Raw genomic sequence first — 20127 nt, forward strand, 5'->3', positions numbered from 1 at the left:
TCACCGTCCAGAATCCCAGTTCAGACCGCCCGCCACGCCCGAAATCGGATTTTCGGGTCAGTCCGGGAAGATCAAGGGCGCCAGCGCGACTCCCCCTTGGCCCCACCCGGCATGCGTCACCCACAGGTCGCCGTCGTGGGTGATCACCTCCGCGGCGTGGGCCCGGATGTGCCCCACGCGGCCGGACGTGTCGAAGTGAAAGGGATTGTCGCTGCGAAAGATCTCGGTGCCGACATAGTCCGGGCGCGGACCGATCAGCAGGTACCAGGCGTCCCCGTGCCGCACCACGAAGGGTGACTCGGTGGTGCCCGCGCCGGTCCCGGTCGTCGGATCGGTGTAGGCGATGCGGCGCTCGCTCCACCGCACCAGGTCCGGACTGGTCCGATAGGCGACGACATGATTCCCGCCGGCGGGAGTGCTGGTGGCGCAGTAGTACAGGACCCACTCGTCGCCGATCCGCAGCACCATGGGGTCCCGCGCGTCGTAGCCGTCCCGGAACACCGGGCTCGCCGGATGCCGCCGCCAGTGGAACAGGTCGCTGGAGGTGGCCAGGCCCATACCCGTTGCGGTGCGGTCGATTCCGCCGCCGTCGTAGAACATCCAGTACCGGTCCCCGGCGGGGACCACGAACGGCGCCCACAGATGCCGCTCGCCCCGCTCCCGGTCCACCGCCAGCACGGAGGGCTGCTTGGTCCACGGCCCGAGCGGATCGTCCGCGGTGGCGTGCGCGAACTCGGTCTCGTCGAAGGGATCGGCCGGTTCCGGATGCGTGATCCCGAACAGATGCCACCGTCCCCCGGCATCCCTGATCAGCGAATGATCGTTGATATACCACCGCTGACCGGCCTCGCTCGGGTCGTAGACGTGCCGGAACTCCCCCGCCCGCACCGTGCCCATAACCCGTCCTCCATGTAGGACAAGAACTGTCCTAGTCGCTGTCGACAATGGATTCATGCCGGAACTCTCGCTGCGAACCCTAAACCGCACCCTGCTGCTGCGTCAGCGGTTGCGCGAACGAACCGCGATGCCCGTCGCCGACCTGATCCGGCACCTCGTCGCGGTGCAGGGGCAGGAGCCGAACTGGCCGTACGTGGGGTTGTGGTCGCGGCTGAGCGGGTTCCGGCACGAGCAGCTGTCGGGGCTGCTGGAGGAGCGAACCGTGGTGCGCGCCACCTCGATTCGGCGCACCGTGCATCTGACCGACGCCCAGGACTATCGGTGGCTGTATCCGACCGTGCGACCGGCGGTCGAACCGACGCTGCGCTCGGTCTACCTGCGCGACGCGATGAATGGTCTCGACATCACCGAATTCGGTACGGCCGGAAGGGAATTGCTGGACGGCAGGGCCGTTTCCCGGCGCGATCTGGGGAAACTGCTGTCGGAGCGTTTCCCTGGCCGCGGGGCACGCGACCTGGTCCACGGTCTCGGCGTCGTCCAGCCCCTGGTGCACCACCCCGGCGCGGGAGCGTGGGGCGCGTGGCGTGGGCGGTCGGTGTCGGTGTCGCTGGCCGAGCAGGTCGTGGGCGGGCCGTTGGCGGAGGGGCCGGCGCCGCGGACTCTGGTCCGGCGCTATCTGGCGGCCTATGGTCCGGCGACCGTGGGCGATATCCAGGAGTTCGCGGGGGTCACGAAGCTCGCGGAGGTGGTCGAGGGGATGCGGGGCGAGCTCCGGGTGTTCCGCGATGACACCGGACGCGAGCTCTTCGATGTGCCGGACGCTCCGATCGCGGAGGCGGATTCGCCTGCGCCGGTGCGGTTCCTGCCCGCGTTCGACAATTCCTGCCTCGGTCATCGGGATCGGCGGCGGATCATCCGCGACGAGGATCGGGCCCGGATCGCGAGGATCGCGTCGGGCGGCGTGCCGATGTACCTGATCGACGGATTCGTGCACGGCCGGTGGGATGTGGACGGGTCGACCATCCGGATCACGCCGTGGCACGCCCTGGCCGCGGACGACGAAGCCGCCCTGCGCGCCGAGGCGGAACGGCTGCTGCCGTTCATCACCCCGGGCGAGGGCGGCGACGTGGTGTTCGAGAAGGGGGCCGCCTAGGCGACCAGAACCTCGCGCAGGCGCTCGAGCTCGGACTCGGTGAGGCCGTTGGCGAGCAGCCACGCGGCCGCCCCGCCGTGCTCGGCGTGCAGGTTCGCCACGAAGCCGAGCATGACCTCCGGGGAGACCGCGAGGATGCCGGTGTTCGTCTGCGGCAGGCCCTCGTACGACGGGAGGGCGTCGAGACGGTCGCGGACCTTCTGGATGCGCTCGTTGGTGAGGGCGTAGTCGTGGGCGATCGCCTCGGCGGGAACACCGACCGCGTCCAGCAGGACCGCGGCCAGCACGCCGGTGCGGTCCTTGCCCGCGGCGCAATGGAACAGCACCGAGTGGCGGGCCGGATCGATGATCAGGCGCACCGACTCGACGATGTGCTCGCCGCTGCCGCCGAGCAGCTGACCGTAGAGCTCGGTCAGGTCGACGCGGGTCTTGTCGGGGACGAGATCCCGTGCGGCCAAGGAGGACTGGGGCGACTTACGGATCGGCAGGTTCGCGATGTGCACCGCGGAATCGCCGATCAGGCCGTAGCCCTCGCGCTCCACCTCGTCGGGCAGGCGCAGGTCGATGACCGTGCGCAGCCCCAGCGTGTCGACCAGCTGCGACAGGTCGTCGGAGGTGGCCTGCTGCAGGGTGGACGAGCGCAGCACGATGCCGAAGCGGGTGGTGCCGCCGCCGGCGACCGGCAGGCCGCCCAGGTCACGGACATTGTCGATCTGGGCGAAGTCGATCCAGCGGCCGGTCACGGCGTCGGTGGTCACGGGTGCGTCGGTGGTCACGGGCTCAGTGGGCACGGCCGGCCGCCGCCTCTTCGGCGCGGGTCAGGCCGCACAGACCGATCAGGTCTTCGTGCAGCTCGAACCACACGGTGTGGTAGCTGTCCATGATCGGACGCGCCACGTAGGTGTGGTCGCCCTCGCCGATGCGCTCGACGGCGCGGTCCAGGCGATCCAGGTAGCGGGACAGACGCGGGGCCAGGCCGCCCAGGCGGGCGATCAGCGGGCGCAGGGTCTGGTGGGTGCCGTTGAGGCGGGCCAGGACCGAGGCGTCGTAGTCGGCGTCGGCGTGGTCGTTGACCGTGGCCGGGTCCTTCATCTGCCAGTCGGTGATGATGACCTTGAGATCGGCGTTGAAGACGCAGAACTCGTCGTAGGCGGCGGTCAGGGCGGCCGCGTCGACGGTGCCGCGCTCCTCGGCGAGCAGCTGCTCCAGGCGCGGGCGGCCCTCCGGGGTGATCCGGAAGCCGGCCGGGGTGGTGGCGCAGTAGCCCGCGCTCACCAGATCCTCACAGCAGGAGGCGATCTCGGCGGTGTCGGCGAACAGGCTGAGCGCCAGATTGTCGGCGTTCACCCGGCCCTTGATGCCGACCAGCCGCAGCACGGCCAGTTCGGTGACGGGAGCGTTCACGGCGGTCACTTCCTCCTGTTCGGCGTTCTCGCTTGCGGCGGAACGGTTTTCCAGGCGCTCGGCCAGCTGTTCGCCGTCCACGCCCGCCCACTGGGCGAGCTGGCGCACGTCGTCGAGCACGGACTGCTCGACCGGCTTGGCGACGACCTCGCCGGGCAGCACCAGACCGGCGCCGCCGTCCACGGTGACCGTCCTACCGGTCAGCGCCGCCACCACACCCGGGCCGCAGCCGACCACGCACGGGCGGCCGAGTTCGCGGCTCACCAGCGCGGCATGCGAGGTGGTGCCGCCCAGTTCGGTGACGATGGCGCGGGCGGCGATCATGCCGTGCAGGTCGTCGGGGCTGGTGGTGGGACGGACCAGGATGACGTCCTCGCCGGCCTCGGCGCGGGTCTCGGCCTCGTCGGGATCGGTCACGACCACGCCCGAAGCCAGTCCGGGGCAGGCGGATTCGCCGCGGGCGAGGGGCTCCTGGCCGCCGGTGTCGCCGGAGGCGGGGCGCAGCACCTCGCGCACCTGGTCGGGGGTCACCCGGTCCAGGGCCTCGTCGGCGCTGATCAGGCCCTCTTCGACCATGGCGACGGCGGTGCGCACCGCGGCGCGGGCCGACCGCTTGGCCGGACGCGACTGCAGCAGCCACAGGGTGCCGGACTCGACGGTGAACTCGATGTCCTGCAGGTCGCGACCGTCGTGCTCCAGCAGCTGGGCGGCGGCGATGAGCCGCTCGTGCACGGCGGGCTGGGTGACGGCCAGATCGTCGAGCGGGCGCGGGGTCAGGCGGCCGGACACCACGTCCTCGCCCTGCCCGCCGACCAGCCACTCGCCGTAGACCGGCTGATCACCGGTATTGGGGTTGCGGCTGAAAAGCACACCGGTGCCGGACGATTCGTCGAGGTTGCCGAACACCATGGCCTGCACGGTGACCGCGGTGCCCATGGTGTCGGCCAGGCCGCGGTGGGCGCGATAGGTCTTGGCGCGCGGGGAATCCCAGGACCGGAACACGGCCTCGATGGCGCCGCGCAGCTGCTCCCACGGGTCGGCCGGGACGACGCCGTTCGCGTCACCGAGCACGGTCTCGCGGTACTGGTGCACGAACCGGGAGCGGGTGTCCTCCGCGTAGCCGGGGTTGCGGGTCTCGGCGGCCAGCGCCTGCTGCACCGCGTCGGTCATGCCCAGGTTGAGGACGGTGTCCATCATGCCGGGCATGGAGATCGCCGCGCCCGAACGCACCGACACCAGCAGCGGGCGATCCGCCGACCCGAAGCGACGGCCGGTGCCGCGCTCGATCATGGTGATGCCCTCGAGCACCTGCGCCCAGATCTCCTCGGCGATCGCGCCGCGGGTGGTGTAGTCGGCCCAGCCGTCGGTGGTGATCACGAACGCGGGCGGCACCGGCAGCCCGAGCGCCCGCATGTGATCGATGCTCCACGCCTTGCCGCCGATCTTGTCCCGCGACAAGCCGCACGCGCCGTCGAGTTCGACAACGGTGGTCGCGCCCGCCGCGAGGTCCTGGCGCTGCGCAAGCTCCGTTCCGGCCGTCATGTCACTCCTTCGAGATTCTGGATTCATTCGCACTCCAGCGCTCCGCCGCTGCTCGAGCGGCCTGCCGGGCAATATCCGTCCCCCCGACGGTTCCACTACAACGAGGGTGCCGTGTGACGCCCCGCACCCCCAAGTCCCATCCCGATGACCGGAATGGGTACGCCCGGCACACCCCAGCAGGAACCACCGGAAAGTTCGCGGCGCGTCTCGTTCTGGACTGACGGAGCGGGGGAGCGAAGCGGAGGAGCGGAGGAGGGAAGAACGAGACCAGCAGCGCCGCGAACCCGCCCGAAGCGCAGCGGAGGGCCATCGAACACGGCACGCCCGGTCAGCGGGATGGCACGGCGAAAAAGGGCGATCGGGTGAGGGGGCTGGGGCAGGATGGGCGGATGGATCGGCGGCACTCGGGCGGCATCTCCGCGGTCGGAAGTGTGACGACCATTCCGGCGCTGGTGGCCGATCGGGCGCGGCGGTATCCGGAGGCCGTGGCCATTGCCGGACCGGCCGGGCGGCTCACCTTCGCCGAACTGGCCGAGGAGGCCGCGGCGGTGACGCGGGCCGCCATCGCCTCCGGGTTGGAGCCGGGAGATCGGGTCGGGTTGTGGGCTCCCAACAGTGTCCGGTGGATCGTGACCGCTCTCGGAATGCTCGGCGCGGGCGCGACCCTGGTGCCGATCAGCACCCGGCTGCGCGGCCCGGAAACCGCCGAGGTGCTGGCCCGCAGCCACGCCAAGGCCGTGTGCACCGTGCAGGAGTTCCTGGGCGCGGACTATCCGGCCATGCTCGCCGAATCCGGTCTCGCGCTACCGGATCTGGAGCACCTCATCCTGCTCGACGACGCCCGCGGCGAGAACGCGGCGGACTGGGACATCAGCTCGTGGGCCGGGTTCCTGGCCCCGGGCGCGGTGATCGAGCCGCAGTCCGCGATCGAACGCACGGCCGCCGTCGACCCGGAGTCCATCTCCGACATCCTGTTCACCTCCGGCACCACCGGCACCCCCCGCGGCGTGCTCGCCACGCACCGCCAGACCCTGGAGGTCTTCGCCCGGTGGTCCGAGGTCGTCACCCTGCGCCCGCGTGACCGATATTTGCTGGCGAACCCGTTCTCGCACACCTTCGGCTACAAGGCGGGCATCCTGGCCTGCCTGCTCCGCACCGCCACCATGGTTCCGATGGAACGCTTCGACGCGGCCACCGCCCTCCAGCTGATCGAGAGCGAACGCATCACCGTCCTGGCCGGGCCGCCAACGCTTTTCACCGACCTGCTCGCCGCCGGCCCCGACGACTACCTGCTCGGCTCGCTACGCCTGGCGGGCACCGGCGGCTCCACCATCCCCGCCGAACTGGTCCGCCGCATTCGCGAGGACCTGCGCGTTCCCGCCGTCTTCACCGCCTACGGCCTCACCGAATCGATCGGCGTGGTGTCCATCTGCCCACCGGACTCCCCCGCCGAACTGGCCGCCGACACCGTCGGAAAACCGCTGCCCGGCAGTGAGATCCGCATCGTGGACCGGGAAGGCAAACCCCTCGAGACCGGCGAGCCCGGCGAGGTCACCGTCCGCGGCCCCAATGTCATGTACGGCTACCTGGACGATCCGGAGGCCACCGCCGCCGCCATCGACCCCGACGGCTTCCTGCACACCGGCGATATCGGCACCCTGGACTCCGACGGCTATCTGCGCATCACCGACCGGCTCAAGGACATGTTCATCGTCGGCGGCTTCAACGCCTACCCGGCCGAGATCGAACGAGTCCTGCTGCGGCACCCCGATATCCGCGATGTCGCCGTGATCGGCGTCCCCGACGAGCGACTCGGCGAGGTGGGCCGCGCCTACGTGGTCCCCGTCGCCGGGGCGGCGACCGATCCGGCCCCCATCATCGAATGGTCGCGCGCGCGGCTGGCGGGCTACAAGGTGCCGCGGGAGATCGTCTTCGCCGACGACCTCCCGCGCAATGCCGGCGGCAAGGTGCTCAAACAGCGCCTGCGCGACCCGGACTGATCAGTTCCCCAGCACCGGGCCGTCGGCCCAGCGGTACAGGTGGGCGATCGCCGGGTCCACGATGGAGCCCGGGATCTCGGCATCGAACCAGCGGTCGACATGCGTCCAGTGGTACGGGTGCAGCAGGTAGTCGCCATTGAGGCCGTCGGGGTCGGCGAACTCCTGCTCCCAGACGTGCGTCCAGCGGGCGTGGCCGGGGACCCGGCTCAGCGACCAGGACCGGATGGCCGGGATGTGGGCGGGCATGGCCATCAGGTCGGATTCGAAGCGCGACACCGTGTCCGGATGCGTGCCGGCCCGCACCGTGAGCAGCAGGGTGCGCTTGACCCGGCGGCTCGCGTCCTGCCGCACCACACGGGCGTGCACCGGAGCCAGGGGCACCACATCGGCGTCCGCGGTCAGCCCGGGCAGCACCTCGGCCGGGGCGGAATCGGCGGACAGATCCCACAGCGCGCCCTGCCCGCCGGTACTGCCGGGCAGGTCGACTCCGGCCGAACAATGCGCGACGCGGGGGTTCGCGGCGGCCGCCGAGGCGAACGCGGCGAGGCGTTGGTCGGTGTCGTCCGGGTGCGGGGCGGTGAGAATCACCCAGCGGCTCATGCCTGTTCCTCCTGCATCGCCAGGACGTGCCGCTCGCGGGTCAGCGCCACGGCATCGGTGTCGGACCAGAACGCCGCGACCGCCGGATCGGCCGCCGCCGCGGCGCGCATCCCGTAGAACTCGTAGATGCCCGGCAGCTCCCAGATGATCTGCAGGGCCACCGAATCCGCGCCGGTGTGCTCACGCAGCACCTGCGGGGCCCGCAGGCCGCGCGCGGTCGCGCCGGGCAGGTAGTCGCCGCGCCAGCGGGTCAGCCAGTCCTCGGCCCGATCGGCGGGCAGGACGACGCGGTCGAGGACGCGGACGGGGGTCGCGGGGTTCACAGCTTCGCCTCCACGTCGTTGCGGTACCGATCCACGTAGGCCGCGAGGTTCTCCACACCGTTGAGCAGGGATTCCGGTCCGAACATGGGCGGGGTCAGGACGACTCGGCTCGCACCGGCGGTGACGTAGGGGCGCACGTAGTCGGCCTCGAACTCGCGGACGAAGTCGAACGACCCCGGCCAGATCGTCATCTCGACGGCATCCTCGGAACGCCCGGCCGCCGCGGACAGTTCGCGGATCTTGTCCGCGCCGCGCGCGAAATCCTCCGAGGAGATCGTGTACGGGAACCAGCCGTCGCCGACCTTGGCGGCGCGGCGCACCGCCGGAGCGCTGTTGCCGCCCAGCACGATCGGGATCGACCGCTCGGGCTGCGGCTGGCAGAACAGATCGTCGAACGACACGTGCTTGCCGTGATAGGTCGCCGGCTCCTGCGTCCACAAGGCCCGCATCGCCCCGATGGCGTCGTCGAGCCGGGTGCCGCGTTCCTCGAACGGCACCCCGATCGCCGCGTATTCCTCCTTCTGCCAGCCGATCCCGAGCCCGAGCAGCACGCGGCCGTCGGAGATCCGGTCCAGCGTGGCCGCCCGCTTGGCCAGCACCACCGGGCTGTGCAGCGGGGCCACCACCATGGCGGTGCCCAGCTTCACGGTGCTCGACGCCGCCGCCACGAACGCCAGAGTCTCCAGCGGATCGGTCATCGGCACCCCGATACCGCCGCCGCCGGGCATCCGGCCGTCGGGCGAGTACGGATACAGCGGCTCGTAATCCTGGGCCACCACAACGTGTTCCACGGTCCAGATCGACTCCAGCCCGCATTCCTCGGCCGCCGCGGCGAACTCCCGTAGGAATCCGCCCGAGGTCACCAGTCCGTCGAGATATGGCATGAGCATGCCGATGCGCATCGGACGCCTCCGTACTTCCGGGTACCGCCCATGTTTTGGGCCTCCCGACGATCGTGGCTGTTGCCGGCGTCACAATTAGGAGGGGTCCCGTTCACTGGGACCATATATATTCGCAGGTCAGAGCTGGTTTTCTGGACCACGGCCGGTAGCCCCGCACCGGGGGTGCGGGGCTGGTGACAAGCGGATTCGGTGGACCGGCCACCAGACCCTCGGTCCGTGTCCCGGCGCGAAACGCACCGGGACACGGGAGCTTCCGAGAGGTGGACTAGATCTCCTTGCGCATCTGGGCGGTCAGGGGCTTCATGTAGCCCGAGCCGAGCAGGCGGCGCATGACGTTCATCGCCTTGGCGTCCTTGCCGATCAGGATGAGCGGCTTGTTCTTCCGGATGCCGTTGACGATCGTCGTGGCGCAGTCCTCCGGGCTGGTCTGGGCCAGGCGGTCGAAGTTGGCGGCCAGGTCGTCGCGGGAGCGGTTGGCGGCAGCCCGTGCCTTCCAGGCGATCTCGGTCTTGATCATGCCCGGGTGGACGCTCGAGACGCCCACATTGTGCCCGGCGATGATCATCTCCTGGCGCAGTGCGTCGCTGATCGCGTGCATGGCGTACTTCGACGAGCTGTAACCGCCCTGGCTGGGGCAGGCCACCAGGCCGAACATGCTGGAGACATTGGCGAAATGGCCGTCCCCGGAGGCGATCACGTGCGGCAGGAACGCCTTCACACCGTGCAGGGTGCCCCAGTAGTTGATGCCGAAGATCCACTCCAGGTCTTCCCAGGAGACTTCCTCGATATTGGCGGTCAGCGAGACACCGGCGTTGTTGATGACGATGTTGACCTTGCCGAAATCGGCCACGACCTCATCGGCGTGGGCGTAGACGGCGGCGCGGTCGGACACGTCCAGCTTGTAGGCCCGCGCCTTGGCGCCGACCTTCTCGCACAGGGCCACGGTCTCGGCGACATTGTCGTAGTTGCGGCCGGACAGGGCCAGCTGGGCTCCGTTGCGCGCCAGCTCGAGCGCGAGCGCCCGGCCGATGCCCGCACCGGCACCGGTGATCACAGCGACTTTGCCGTGGAAGTCCTTCATGGGTGTTTCCTTGTCTCGCAACGGAGTTGTTACTGGGTGGTGAAGCCGCCGTCGGCGATGAACTCGGCGCCGGTGCTGTAGGAGGAGTCGTCGGAGATGAGGAACAGCACCATGTTGGCGAGTTCCTCCGGGGTGGCCGGGCGGGCGATGGGCTGATTGGCCGCGATGCTGGCCGACCGCTCGGACGCGGCCACCATCTCGGTGGCCACGATGCCCGGGTGCACGGAGTTGACGCGGACATTGTCGGCCGCGAATTCCTGTGCGGCCGTTTTGCTCATGCCGCGCACGGCCCACTTGGAGGCCACGTAGCCGAGGATGTTCGAGTAGCCGATCAGGCCGCCGGTCGAGGAGATGTTCACGATGGAACCCACCCCGGCGCGGCGCATGGAGCCGATGACGGCCTTCATGCCCAGGAACACGCCGACCTGATTGACGTCGATCACCTTGCGGTAGTCGGCCTCCGAGAGCTTCTCGATGGCGTCGACGTGCACGATGCCCGCGTTGTTGACCAGGCCCGAGACCGGCCCGAAGGCCGCCTCGGTCCGCGCGACCACGTCGTTCCAGGCCGCCTCGTCGGTGACGTCGAGCGGGAAGAACCGGGCGGCGTCACCGATCTCGGCGGCGACGGCCTCCCCGGCCTCGACGAGCACGTCGGTGATCACCACTTTCGCGCCCTCGGCCGCGAGCTTGCGGGCGAAGGCCGCCCCCATGCCGCGCGCGCCGCCGGTGACGATGACGACCTTCGAATCAACCCGTCCCATGTCAGTTCTCCTGCGCTGCTGCGGATTCCGCGTCGGCCAGGTGGTTGGCCGCGATGTAGCCGAACACCATGGCGGGGCCGATCGTGGCGCCCGCGCCGGCGTAGTCGTTGCCCATGACGGCGGCGGAGTTGTTGCCCGCCGCGTACAGGCCCGGGATGACGTCGCCCTGGTCGTTCAGGACGCGGGCGTGCTCGTCGGTGACCAGGCCGCCCTTGGTGCCCAGATCGCCCGGCACCATCTCGACCGCGTAGAACGGGCCGCGCTCGAGCGGGGCCAGGGTCGGGTTGGGCTTGACGGTCGGGTCGCCGTAGTAGCGGTCGTAGGCCGAGTCGCCGCGCTGGTAGTCCTCGTCCCGGCCGTTGCGGGCGAAGACGTTGAAGCGCTCCACGGTGGCGGCCAGCTTGTTCGCCGGGATACCCAGCTTGTCGGCCAGCTCGGCCAGGGTGTCGGCCTGCTTGATGATGCCCGCGTCGAAGTACTTCTGGGGCAGCGGCCGCTTGGGGAAGTTGCCCAGGAACAGGTACCGGTCGCGGAAGTTCTGGTCGAAGATGAAGTGCGCGGGAATGCTGCCCGGCACCTTCTTCTCCTCCTCGTACATGGTGTGCACGACGTTCACGTACGGCGCGGACTCGTTGACGAAGCGATCGCCCTTGGCGTTGACCACGATCGCGCCCGGCTGCGAACGCTCGGCCAGCATGAAGAACGGCGGGCCGTCGGGGTTGCGCACCGAGGGGCCCCACCAGGCGTCGTCCATCAGATCGACCGCGGCGCCGGCCTTCTGGCCCGCGACGATGCCCTCGCCGACGTTCTCGGTCGCGCCCACGGTCCAGCCGGTGTTCTGCGGGCCGTCGATGTACTGCTCACGCATCTCGAGGTTGTGCTCGAAACCGCCCGCGGCCAGCACCACGCCGCGGCGGGCCTTGATGGTGACGGTGCGGCCCTCGTGCTCGGCGCGCACGCCGACCACGGTGCCGCCCTCGATGACCAGGTCGGTGAGCGGGGTGTTCAGCCACACCGGCACGCCCGCGTCGCGCAGCGACAGCCACAGCCGGGCGGCGAGCGCCTTGCCCAGGCTGAGCGGCTTGGCGCCCTTGATCATGTTCAGCGCGGTCTGCGCGCCGACCTTCATGGCGGTCTTCTTGCCGGCCCAGGTGCGGGCGATCATGTTCAGGTCGTGGAAGTCCTTGACCGTGATCGCGATGCCCTTGGGGGCGGACATGGTCGGACGGTTGATCTTGTCCAGATCCGCGCCGAGCAGGCGACCGTCGATGATCTTGGGCTCGATGCTGCGACCCTGCGCCAGACCGCCCGGGAACTCCGGGTGGTAGTCGGAGTAGCCGCGGTCGTAGGCGAACGCCCAGTGCTTGGAGCGGGCGCCGATGTAGCGGAACATCTCCGGGCCCTGCTCCAGGAACGCGCGCTGCTTGGCCTCCGGAACCCGGTCGCCGACAACGGCTTTCAGGTAGGTACGGGCCATCTCCGCGCTGTCCGGCACACCCGCGGCCTGCAGCACCGGGTTGTTCGGCACCCAGATGCCGCCGCCCGAGCGCGCGGTGGAGCCGCCGAACAGGCTGCTCTTCTCGATCAGGGTGACCGACAGGCCCCGGTAGGCGGCGGTCAGCGCGGCGGTCATGCCGGCCGCGCCGGAACCCACCACAACGACGTCGAATTCGAATTCCATGAATCTCGTTCCTTAGTAGCCGCAGCTGGTCAGCATGCCGCCGTCGACGACGAATTCGCCTCCGGTGCAATAGCTCGAGGCGTCCGAGGCCAGGAACAACGCCACCTCGGAGACCTCGACCGGCTGACCCCAGCGCGGAATGGGCAATTCGGAGAAGAAGGAGTTGCCGTCCACCCCGGACGCGCCCGCCACGGACGCGGTCATGGGGGTGGCGATGCCGCCGGGATGGATCGAGTTCACCCGGATACCCGAGTGCCCCAGTTCCCGGGCGGCGGACTTGGTGAGACCCCGCAGCGCGAACTTGCTCGCGCTGTAGGCCGACAGACCGGCCGCACCGACGAAGCCCTCGACCGAGGACACGTTCACGATGGACCCGCCACCGGCCTCGATCAGGGCGGGCGCGGCCGTCTTGATGCCGAGGAAAGCGCCCGTCACGTTGATGTTCATGATGGTCTGGAACTCGTCCAGGCTCATCTCCACGATGCGCTTGAACCGCAGGATGCCGGCATTGTTGACCAGCACATCCAGCTTGCCGAACGTGGCGACGGCCGCGGAAACCGCTGCCTGCCAGTCGCTTTCGCTGGTGACGTCCTGATGCACGAAGTGGACGGCGTCGCCCAGCTCGGCGGCCAGAGCCTTGCCCTCGTCGTCGAGCACGTCGCCGAACACGACCTTCGCGCCCTCGGCCACGAAACGGCGCACATGCTCCGCTCCCATGCCCCGGGCGCCGCCGGTCACCAGCGCTACCTTGCCGTCCAGCTGTCCCACCTGATCCCGTCCTTCCGCTGCTGTTCAACCGACGCTAAGTCCCGATGCGGAAGACCGGCACGGTGTGGTCCCGGCCACTGAGACAACCTCATGACCTGAGGCTATGGGTGCAGTTGTATTCCGTTTAGGCATAGCGGCGCGGTTAGGAGCTCGGATGAAGTTCTCGATGATCTTCGAAGCGCAGATGACCGATCCCACCGCCGCCCACGAAGCCCAGGTGCTGCGCGACTGCGTCGAGCAGGCCGTGCTGGCCGACCGGGTCGGGTTCGACACCGTCTGGGCGGTCGAGCACCACGGACTCAAGTGGTACGCGCACATGAGCGCGCCGGAGATCTTCCTGACCTGGGTGGCCGCGCAGACGCAGCGGATCCGCATCGGGCACGGCGTGGTGTGCATGCCGTTCAACTTCAATCACCCGGTCCGCGCCGCCGAACGCGCCGCCATGCTCGACGTGCTGTCGGGCGGCCGCCTGAACCTGGGCGCGGGCCGCGGCGCGACCGCCGTCGAGACCTCGATGTGCGGAGTCGATCCCGACCGCACCTACCAGGAGGTCGAGGAATCGCTGCGGATGATCGCCGCCGCCTGGCAGGACCCCGAGGGCGAATTCGAATACCACGGTGAACTGCTCGACATCGGCCCGCACCACCTGCTGCCACGGCCGGTGCAGCGGCCCCATCCCCCGCTGTTCATGGCCTGCACCAAGAAGGACACGCTGAGACTGGCCGCCGAGTACGGAATCGGCGCGCTCGTCCTGGGTTTCGCGGGCATCGAGGAGATCGCCGAACTGCGCCGCATCTACGACGACGCGATCGCGGCCCGCACCGGCGAACGCCTGGTGTCCACCGTCGTCAACGACCACTTCGCGGCACTGTGCCCGACCATCGTGCTCGACGACCGCGAACGGGCCCGCCAGATCGGCGCGCGTGGGCAGCGGTTCTTCGCCCAGTCCATCAAGTACTACTACGGCGCGGGCCCGGTGCCCGACGAGGCCGTGGACCCGGGCGTGGACGAACTCGCCAAGATGCGCGAGGTCGCCGACGAGCACGTCGCCTACCTGCACGAGGCCAAGATCCCGGTGAAGACCGGGGCCACGGCCATCTTCAACACCGAGCACGCCTACGGCACCGCCGAGGACGCCATCGCCTACGTCGAGCGGCTGCGCGACGCCGGGGCCGACGAGATCCTGTGCCTCATCCAGATGGGCACCGTGCCCCAGGAGGCGTGCCTGGAAACCATCCGTCAGTGGGGGGAGAAGGTCATCCCCCACTTCCGCAAGTAACCAGCAGACAGAAAAGGAACCGAAATGGCTGATCTGACAGGCAAAGTCGCCCTGATCACCGGCGCCGCTCGCGGCCAGGGCGCGGCCGAGGCCACGCTGTTCGTCGCGCGCGGCGCGAAGGTCGTCATCACCGACGTGCTCGAGACCGAGGGCAAGGAGCTCGCCGAATCCCTCGGCGAGAACGCCCGTTTCGTGCGCCACGACGTCACCGATTCCGCGAGCTGGGACGCCGCGGTCGCGGTGGCCGTCGACACCTTCGGCAAGCTCGACGTGCTGGTGAACAATGCCGCCATCTACACCATGAAGCCGATCGCGGAGACCACTCCCGAAGAGCTGGAACGGATCCTGCACGTCAACCTGGTGGGTGCGTTCCGCGGCATCAAGGCGGTGCTGCCGGCCATGACCGCCAACGGCGGCGGCTCCATCGTGAACATCTCCTCGCAGTCCGGGCTCGAGGGCCTGATGAACCACTCCGCCTACGGCTCCTCCAAGTGGGGTCTGCGCGGCCTGTCCAAGGTCGCCGCCCTGGAGCTGGGCCTGTCCCAGATCCGGGTCAACTCGGTGTACCCCGGCCCCATCGCCACCCCGATGGTGCCCTACCTGACCACCGGCCCCGGCAGCTTCCCGACCCTGCCGCTCGAGCGCACCGGCCGGCCCGACGAGGTCGCCGAACTGGTCGCCTTCCTCGCCTCCGACGCCTCGGCCTACATCACGGGCGCGGAGGTGGCCATCGACGGCGGCCTGGCCGCGGGCAAGTTCATCCCGCGCGGCATGTAGTTCCGCGAACCCCGCAGTGACACAGCGCGATCCAGGAAGGCCCGTAATGACCCTGTCCCCCGAATGGCAGACCTTCGTCGACGCCGCCACCGCGGCGTTCCCGGCATTGGGCACCGAGGTGTTCGACGCCGCCGAAGCACGGGCCTTCCTGGCCGCCCGCCGCCCCGCCCCCGTCGAGCCCATTCCCGTTGCGGGAGTGGAGGATCGCGCGGTGCCGGGCCCCGCCGGCGCGCCCGAGGTGCCGGTGCGGGTGTACCGGCCGCTGGACGCCGAACCCGCTCCGGCCATCGTGGTCTTCTACCACGGCGGCGGATTCGTGCTGTGCGGCTTGGACTCCCACGACCGCTTCTGCCGCACCATGGCCAACGAGGCCGGGGTGATCGTGGTGTCGGTGGACTACCGCCGCGCCCCCGACGCCCGCTTCCCGGCCGCGGCCGACGACGCCTCCGCGGTGCTGCGCTGGGTCGCCGAGCACGCCGAAGACCTGGGCGGGGACCCCGGCCGGATCGCGGTGGCCGGGGACAGCGCGGGCGGCAATCTGGCCACCGTCGCCGCCATCGCCGCGCGCGACAACGGCGGACCCGACCTCGCGTTCCAGCTGCTCATGTACCCGATGCTGGATCCGGCCTGTGACCGGCCGTCGCACACCGAGAACGCGGAGGGCTACTTCACCACCGCCGCGCACATCCGGTGGTACTGGGAGCAGTACCTGTTCTCCGACGCCGAGAAGTCCGACCCCTACGCCAATCCCACCATCGCGGATCTGACCGGGCTGCCGCCCGCGCACATCGCCACCGCGGAATTCGATCCGCTGCGCGACGAGGGCGAGGCCTACGGGCAGCGGCTGCGCGAGGCCGGGGTGGAGACCGAGATCCACCGCTGGAAAGGCACCGTGCACGGGTTCATGTCGATGGCCTTCCATCTGCGAGAAACCCAGCACGCCAATAGAACCGCGTTCACCGCGCTGCGCCGGGCGCTGGCCCCTACACCCGTCGTCTGAATTTCACCGCTCGTTCCCGGCCCGACCGGTTAGCATCACCTGCGTTCGTCCGTTTTGAAACGTCAGGAACTCACTTGCCGGTTGCACGCCTCACCCCGGTCACCGGAGCGGCCACGCTCACCGCGGCCCTGGCCCTGTCGGGGCTGGCCCTGGCGGGCGGCGCCGACGCCGCACCCCAGTACTACGGCACCCTCGCCCTGTCCCGGCTGAAGAACACCGCCGTCTCCGGCACCGACACGAACCGGGTCGTCGCCGACGCCGCCGCCATCCGCGACTGCGCCAGCTACGACTGCGAGATCGTGCTGCGATTCACCGACGGCTGCGGCGCGGTCGCCCAAGGGGCGGACGGCACGTGGGGCTGGGCCGTCGGCCCCAGCCTGGCCGAGGCCGAGCAGAACGCGGTCGCCGGGCTGGGCCAGAGCGCTCCCCCGTTCCCCGACCTGGGCAGCGCCCAGCCGCGCGCCGCCCGGGTGGCCACCAGCGGCTGCACCGAAAACGCTCGGTAGCAACCGCTTTCGATCGGCGGCAACCGAACAGCCGCGTCAGTGCGGGTACTGGGCCTCGTAGGCCGCCCGCTCGGCGGCGCGCCGCGCGGCCCGGGCCGGACTCTCCAGATCCTCCGGGAAACCGTGCTTCACCAATCGGTGGGCACGGTTCATCGGCATGTAGGCCACGATGTAGAACAGCGCCAGCAGCAGGCCGAGCAGGATCACCGAAAGCTGTAGCCACAGCTCGCCCGGCAGCAGGAACGCCAGCGCGAACACCGGCAGCAGCGGCACCAGCTGGCGCACGATGTGCCGGGGCACCGCCCACGAACCGGTGAGGTCGTTGCGCACCCATTCGCGCAGGTCGTCCGGCATCACGCTGCCGAAGGAGTAGGCCAGCCACTGAGCAGGGTTGGGGCGCTTCATTTCCGGTGTCCCTTCGTCGATCCGGTGCGTTCGGTCTCCGCCGAAACCGACTGCCGCGCCGCGGCATTCACCCGGTTCAGCACATCGCGCAGTTCCTCGAGATCCGCCAGGCTCACCCCCAGCCGCGCCACCACGGCCGGGGGGATCTTCTCCGCCTCGGCGCGCAGCTCGCGTCCCGCGTCGGTCAGATCCACGACCAGGTTGCGTTCGTCGTGGCTGTCCCGCCGCCGGGTGATGAGCCCCGCCGCCTCCAGCCGCTTGAGCAGCGGCGACAGCGTGGGCGAGTCGAGCTGAATGGCCTCGCCGATGTCCTTGACCGACATCGGCGCCTCACCCCACAGCGCGAGCATCACCAGATACTGCGGATGTGTCAGGCCCATCGGTTCCAGCAGCGGCCGATACACCGCCAGGACCGACCGGTTCGCCACGGCCAGCGCGAAACACACCTGCCGGTCCAGCCGCAGCGGGTCGTCGACCTCCACCGTTCCGCCCTCCTCGCTCGTCTTCGTTAGGGCAATAATAGTTAATGCACTAACTGTTCGTCGACGACCCGGCGGGTAATTGGCGTCACATCACTCCCACATCGCCCGCATGGCCACGATCCGGCCGGTGTCCATGTAGTCGCGGAACAGCGTGACCTGGCCGTTCTCGACTCGGATCACATTGACCGACGTCCGCGCCCAGGCCCGCCCGGTTCCGGGACGGGTGACGTCGACGTCGATCTCGGTGATGAGGGTGTTCGGATCGGCGGTCTCGTGGATGACCGGGCGAATGGCGTGAATCTCGATGCCGGACATGCCCGACCAGCGCTGCGCGAGGTACGCGCGAATCTGCTCGCGGCCCTCGATCCGGGACGGCTCGCCCGGAATGAGGAACGGCATCTCGAACACGACATCCGGAGCGAGCAAGGCCGCGAACCGGTCCGCATCGCGTGCGGGCAAGGCGTCGAAGAGTCGAATCACAAGGTCACGAGGGGTTTCCACGGAAGTTGTCATGAGTGTCTCCTAAACGGAACGTTGGACCCGCTTAATAATCGGGGCGTGCGCCCCGCTTGTCAACGGCTGGGTAGGCTGTCGGACGTGACGGACAGACCCCTGCGCGCCGACGCCCGCCGCAATCGCGAGCGGGTCCTGGCCGCGGCCCAGGAAGCCTTTGCCGCCGAGGGCATCTCGGTGCCGCTCGACGAGATCGCGCGGCGGGCGGGCGTCGGGGCGGGCACCGTGTACCGCCACTTCCCCACCAAGGAAGCGCTTTTCGAGGCCGCCATCCTGGATCAGGTCGAGAAGATCACCGCGTACGCGCGCGAACTGACCGCGGCCGAGGATCCCGGCGCGGTGTTCTTCGAGTTCCTGGCGATGATGGTGCTCGAGGGCGGGGTCAAACGGGATCTGGCAGACGCGCTGCGCTCCGGCGGCGGCGAATATCCGCGCACGGTGTCGCACGACCTGAAAGAGGCGCTGGGGATGTTGCTTTCCCGCGCCCAGGACGCCGGGGCCGTCCGGCCCGAGATCAGCGTCGACGATCTGCTGACCATCATCAAGGGCGTATTCCTCGCCGTCCACGAAGCCGGAGCCGCACCCGGATTGCGTGAGCGCACCTTCGCCGTGATCGCGGATGGCTTGCGCACAAACCGCTGACCTGCGATTACGCGCGGACAGCCTTGTCTTCGATCGCTATGCGGGACATGCACTGGCCAGTACACATCCTGGCCAAACGCCCAACACGAGTGCTTCCATTCGGAAGGTACGCCGAGAAGTAGCCAGCCGATCTAGGAGGCTTGATGCTCGCGAACCTTCCCCCGCACGTCAGCAGACGGGTGGACCGCTTCTACTCCGTCCGCTGGAACGAGGAATGGGGCGGACGGCACATGTTGCACGGCCGGCGGAAGCCGCCCGGAGCAGTGCAGATCGACAGCAACGACTATCTGGCCCTCACCGGCGATCCACGACTCACCGAGCCCATGAGTGACGCGCTCACCGCAGACACCAAACTCGCCTCCGGCGTCTTCCTGCACGACGAACATCCGCAGCTGCGGCTGGAGAACGACCTCGCGGCCCTCATGGACGCGCCGGCCGGAGTGCTGTGTCAATCCGGATGGGAAGCCAATATCGGTCTGCTACAGGCAATCTGCACTTCCGAGACGCCGTTCTACGTCGACTATCTCGCGCACATGTCGCTCTGGCACGGGGCGAAACTGGCGGGTGCGCCGATTCATCCGTTCCATCACAACGACATCGATCACCTGAACACGCTGATCGCCGACCATGGGCCGGGTGTCATCGCGGTGGACTCGCTGTACTCCACCAACGGCAGTCGCGCGCCCCTGGTCGCGCTGTGCGCCATCGCGGCGGACTCCGGAAGCGTGCTGGTCGTCGACGAATCCCACTCGCTCGGCATCGACGGACCGGACGGCGCGGGTGCGGTCGCCGACGAGAACCTCGGCGACCGTGTGCATTTCCGGACCGCCAGCCTGTCCAAGGCGTTCGCGGGCCGCGCCGGATTCATCACCGCTCCCGACCGGCGATTCGCCGAGTACTTCAAGATGGAGTCCTTCCCCGCCATCTTCTCCTCCACGCTGCAACCGCACGATATCGCCGGACTCACCGCCGCGCTCTCGGTCATTCGTGACGCCGACAAGCGGCGACTGCGACTGCGGAACGTCTCTCGAACCGTTCGGGATGCCTTGCGGCAGATGGGATTCGACCTGGAGAGCTGCGACAGCCATATCGTTCCGGTCCTCGGCGGACCGCCCGATCGCACCATGGCGGTCCGGGATCTGCTCGAGGAATACGGCGTGTTCGGTTCGGTCTTCTGCGCACCCGCCACCTCCCGGGATCGGGCGCTCGTACGGTTCTCGCTGCACGCGGCGCTGACCGATCAGGACGTCGACCGGATCCTGACGGCTTGCCAGGCGGTCCGCGACACCTTCGGCGCCCGGCCGCCCGCTCGCCTGCCCCGCGCGTCCTGATCCGCTCGCAATCACGAAGCAATGGTCGCTGAAATATTGCGGAATAAACTGAACCATGGGTGAATCGCGCCCATGGTTCC

General features: G+C 69.3%; 21 protein-coding genes. 8 read left to right on the top strand and 13 right to left on the bottom strand.

Annotated features, from left to right (window positions below; translation table 11 throughout):
• Nucleotides 1–57: 57 nt before the first annotated feature.
• Nucleotides 58–897, bottom strand: coding sequence for a glycosyl hydrolase family 32 (locus tag ABZ382_RS18165; RefSeq protein WP_357090144.1), 840 nt, complete (start codon nt 895–897; stop codon nt 58–60).
• A gap of 55 nt (nt 898–952) precedes the next feature.
• On the opposite strand from ABZ382_RS18165, the gene ABZ382_RS18170 reads away from it, so the two are divergent.
• Nucleotides 953–2050: a winged helix DNA-binding domain-containing protein gene (locus tag ABZ382_RS18170; RefSeq protein WP_357090146.1), complete on the top strand. Its 1098-nt coding sequence runs from the start codon at nt 953–955 to the stop codon at nt 2048–2050.
• Here ABZ382_RS18170 and ABZ382_RS18175 read toward each other — a convergent pair.
• Nucleotides 2047–2826, bottom strand: a complete 780-nt coding sequence (locus tag ABZ382_RS18175; RefSeq protein WP_357090148.1) for a tyrosine-protein phosphatase — start codon at nt 2824–2826, stop codon at nt 2047–2049. The genes ABZ382_RS18170 and ABZ382_RS18175 overlap by 4 nt on opposite strands.
• 4 nt (nt 2827–2830) lie before the next feature.
• Nucleotides 2831–4996, bottom strand: a complete 2166-nt coding sequence (locus tag ABZ382_RS18180) for a pyruvate, phosphate dikinase (protein WP_357090150.1) — start codon at nt 4994–4996, stop codon at nt 2831–2833.
• A gap of 389 nt (nt 4997–5385) precedes the next feature.
• On the opposite strand from ABZ382_RS18180, the gene ABZ382_RS18185 reads away from it, so the two are divergent.
• Nucleotides 5386–6996 carry a FadD3 family acyl-CoA ligase gene (locus tag ABZ382_RS18185; protein ID WP_357090152.1) on the top strand — a complete coding sequence of 537 codons (1611 nt, stop codon included), beginning with the start codon at nt 5386–5388 and terminating at the stop codon, nt 6994–6996.
• Here the strand turns inward: ABZ382_RS18185 and ABZ382_RS18190 are convergent, their stop codons facing one another.
• From ABZ382_RS18190 to ABZ382_RS18220, 7 genes are all read right to left on the bottom strand, one after another.
• Nucleotides 6997–7596: a Dabb family protein gene (locus ABZ382_RS18190; RefSeq protein WP_357090153.1), complete on the bottom strand. Its 600-nt coding sequence runs from the start codon at nt 7594–7596 to the stop codon at nt 6997–6999.
• Complete coding sequence (locus tag ABZ382_RS18195) at nt 7593–7919, bottom strand: hypothetical protein (protein WP_357090155.1); 327 nt, start codon at nt 7917–7919, stop codon at nt 7593–7595. Before ABZ382_RS18195 ends, ABZ382_RS18190 begins: the two co-directional genes overlap by 4 nt.
• Entirely contained in the window at nt 7916–8821 is a 906-nt protein-coding gene (locus ABZ382_RS18200; protein WP_357090157.1) for an LLM class F420-dependent oxidoreductase, read from the bottom strand. The genes ABZ382_RS18195 and ABZ382_RS18200 overlap by 4 nt, the downstream gene beginning before the upstream one ends.
• Before the next feature lie 265 nt (nt 8822–9086).
• Nucleotides 9087–9902, bottom strand: a complete 816-nt coding sequence (locus ABZ382_RS18205) for an SDR family NAD(P)-dependent oxidoreductase (RefSeq protein WP_357090159.1) — start codon at nt 9900–9902, stop codon at nt 9087–9089.
• Between the two features lie 29 nt (nt 9903–9931).
• Entirely contained in the window at nt 9932–10663 is a 732-nt protein-coding gene (locus ABZ382_RS18210; RefSeq protein WP_357090161.1) for a glucose 1-dehydrogenase, read from the bottom strand.
• Between the two features lies 1 nt (nt 10664).
• A complete protein-coding gene (gene kstD / locus ABZ382_RS18215; RefSeq protein ID WP_357090163.1) occupies nt 10665–12344 on the bottom strand; it encodes a 3-oxosteroid 1-dehydrogenase in 1680 nt (559 codons plus the stop codon).
• 12 nt (nt 12345–12356) lie between these two features.
• Nucleotides 12357–13112, bottom strand: coding sequence for a glucose 1-dehydrogenase (locus ABZ382_RS18220; protein ID WP_357090165.1), 756 nt, complete (start codon nt 13110–13112; stop codon nt 12357–12359).
• Between the two features lie 154 nt (nt 13113–13266).
• Between ABZ382_RS18220 and ABZ382_RS18225 the strand changes: the two genes are divergently transcribed.
• The 4 genes from ABZ382_RS18225 (at nt 13267) to ABZ382_RS18240 (ending at nt 16674) form a co-directional block, all read left to right on the top strand.
• Nucleotides 13267–14391, top strand: a complete 1125-nt coding sequence (locus ABZ382_RS18225; RefSeq protein WP_357090167.1) for an LLM class flavin-dependent oxidoreductase — start codon at nt 13267–13269, stop codon at nt 14389–14391.
• A 24-nt stretch (nt 14392–14415) separates the two neighbouring features.
• A complete protein-coding gene (locus tag ABZ382_RS18230) occupies nt 14416–15168 on the top strand; it encodes a glucose 1-dehydrogenase (RefSeq protein WP_357090169.1) in 753 nt (250 codons plus the stop codon).
• Nucleotides 15169–15214: 46 nt separating this feature from the next.
• Nucleotides 15215–16168: an alpha/beta hydrolase gene (locus tag ABZ382_RS18235; RefSeq protein ID WP_357090171.1), complete on the top strand. Its 954-nt coding sequence runs from the start codon at nt 15215–15217 to the stop codon at nt 16166–16168.
• 74 nt (nt 16169–16242) lie between these two features.
• On the top strand, nt 16243–16674 hold the full coding sequence (locus ABZ382_RS18240) for a DUF4189 domain-containing protein (RefSeq protein WP_357090173.1): 432 nt from the start codon (nt 16243–16245) through the stop codon (nt 16672–16674).
• 36 nt (nt 16675–16710) lie between these two features.
• On the opposite strand, the gene ABZ382_RS18245 is transcribed toward ABZ382_RS18240, so the two are convergent.
• From ABZ382_RS18245 to ABZ382_RS18255, 3 genes are all read right to left on the bottom strand, one after another.
• The gene (locus tag ABZ382_RS18245; RefSeq protein WP_357090175.1) at nt 16711–17079 is read right to left on the bottom strand and encodes a DUF5313 family protein; all 369 of its coding nucleotides are present in this window, start codon (nt 17077–17079) and stop codon (nt 16711–16713) included.
• Entirely contained in the window at nt 17076–17561 is a 486-nt protein-coding gene (locus ABZ382_RS18250) for a MarR family winged helix-turn-helix transcriptional regulator (protein ID WP_357090177.1), read from the bottom strand. The genes ABZ382_RS18245 and ABZ382_RS18250 overlap by 4 nt, the downstream gene beginning before the upstream one ends.
• A 90-nt stretch (nt 17562–17651) precedes the next feature.
• Nucleotides 17652–18074: a nuclear transport factor 2 family protein gene (locus ABZ382_RS18255; protein WP_357090179.1), complete on the bottom strand. Its 423-nt coding sequence runs from the start codon at nt 18072–18074 to the stop codon at nt 17652–17654.
• An 84-nt stretch (nt 18075–18158) separates the two neighbouring features.
• Between ABZ382_RS18255 and ABZ382_RS18260 the strand changes: the two genes are divergently transcribed.
• Together ABZ382_RS18260 and cqsA are read left to right on the top strand one after the other, a co-directional pair.
• The gene (locus tag ABZ382_RS18260) at nt 18159–18716 is read left to right on the top strand and encodes a TetR/AcrR family transcriptional regulator (protein WP_357090181.1); all 558 of its coding nucleotides are present in this window, start codon (nt 18159–18161) and stop codon (nt 18714–18716) included.
• A gap of 143 nt (nt 18717–18859) precedes the next feature.
• A complete protein-coding gene (gene cqsA, locus ABZ382_RS18265) occupies nt 18860–20047 on the top strand; it encodes an alpha-hydroxyketone-type quorum-sensing autoinducer synthase (RefSeq protein WP_357090183.1) in 1188 nt (395 codons plus the stop codon).
• Nucleotides 20048–20127 lie beyond the last annotated feature (80 nt).

The sequence above is a fragment of the Nocardia sp. NPDC005825 genome, assembly GCF_040630175.1.
Taxonomy (GTDB): Bacteria; Actinomycetota; Actinomycetes; order Mycobacteriales; family Mycobacteriaceae; genus Nocardia.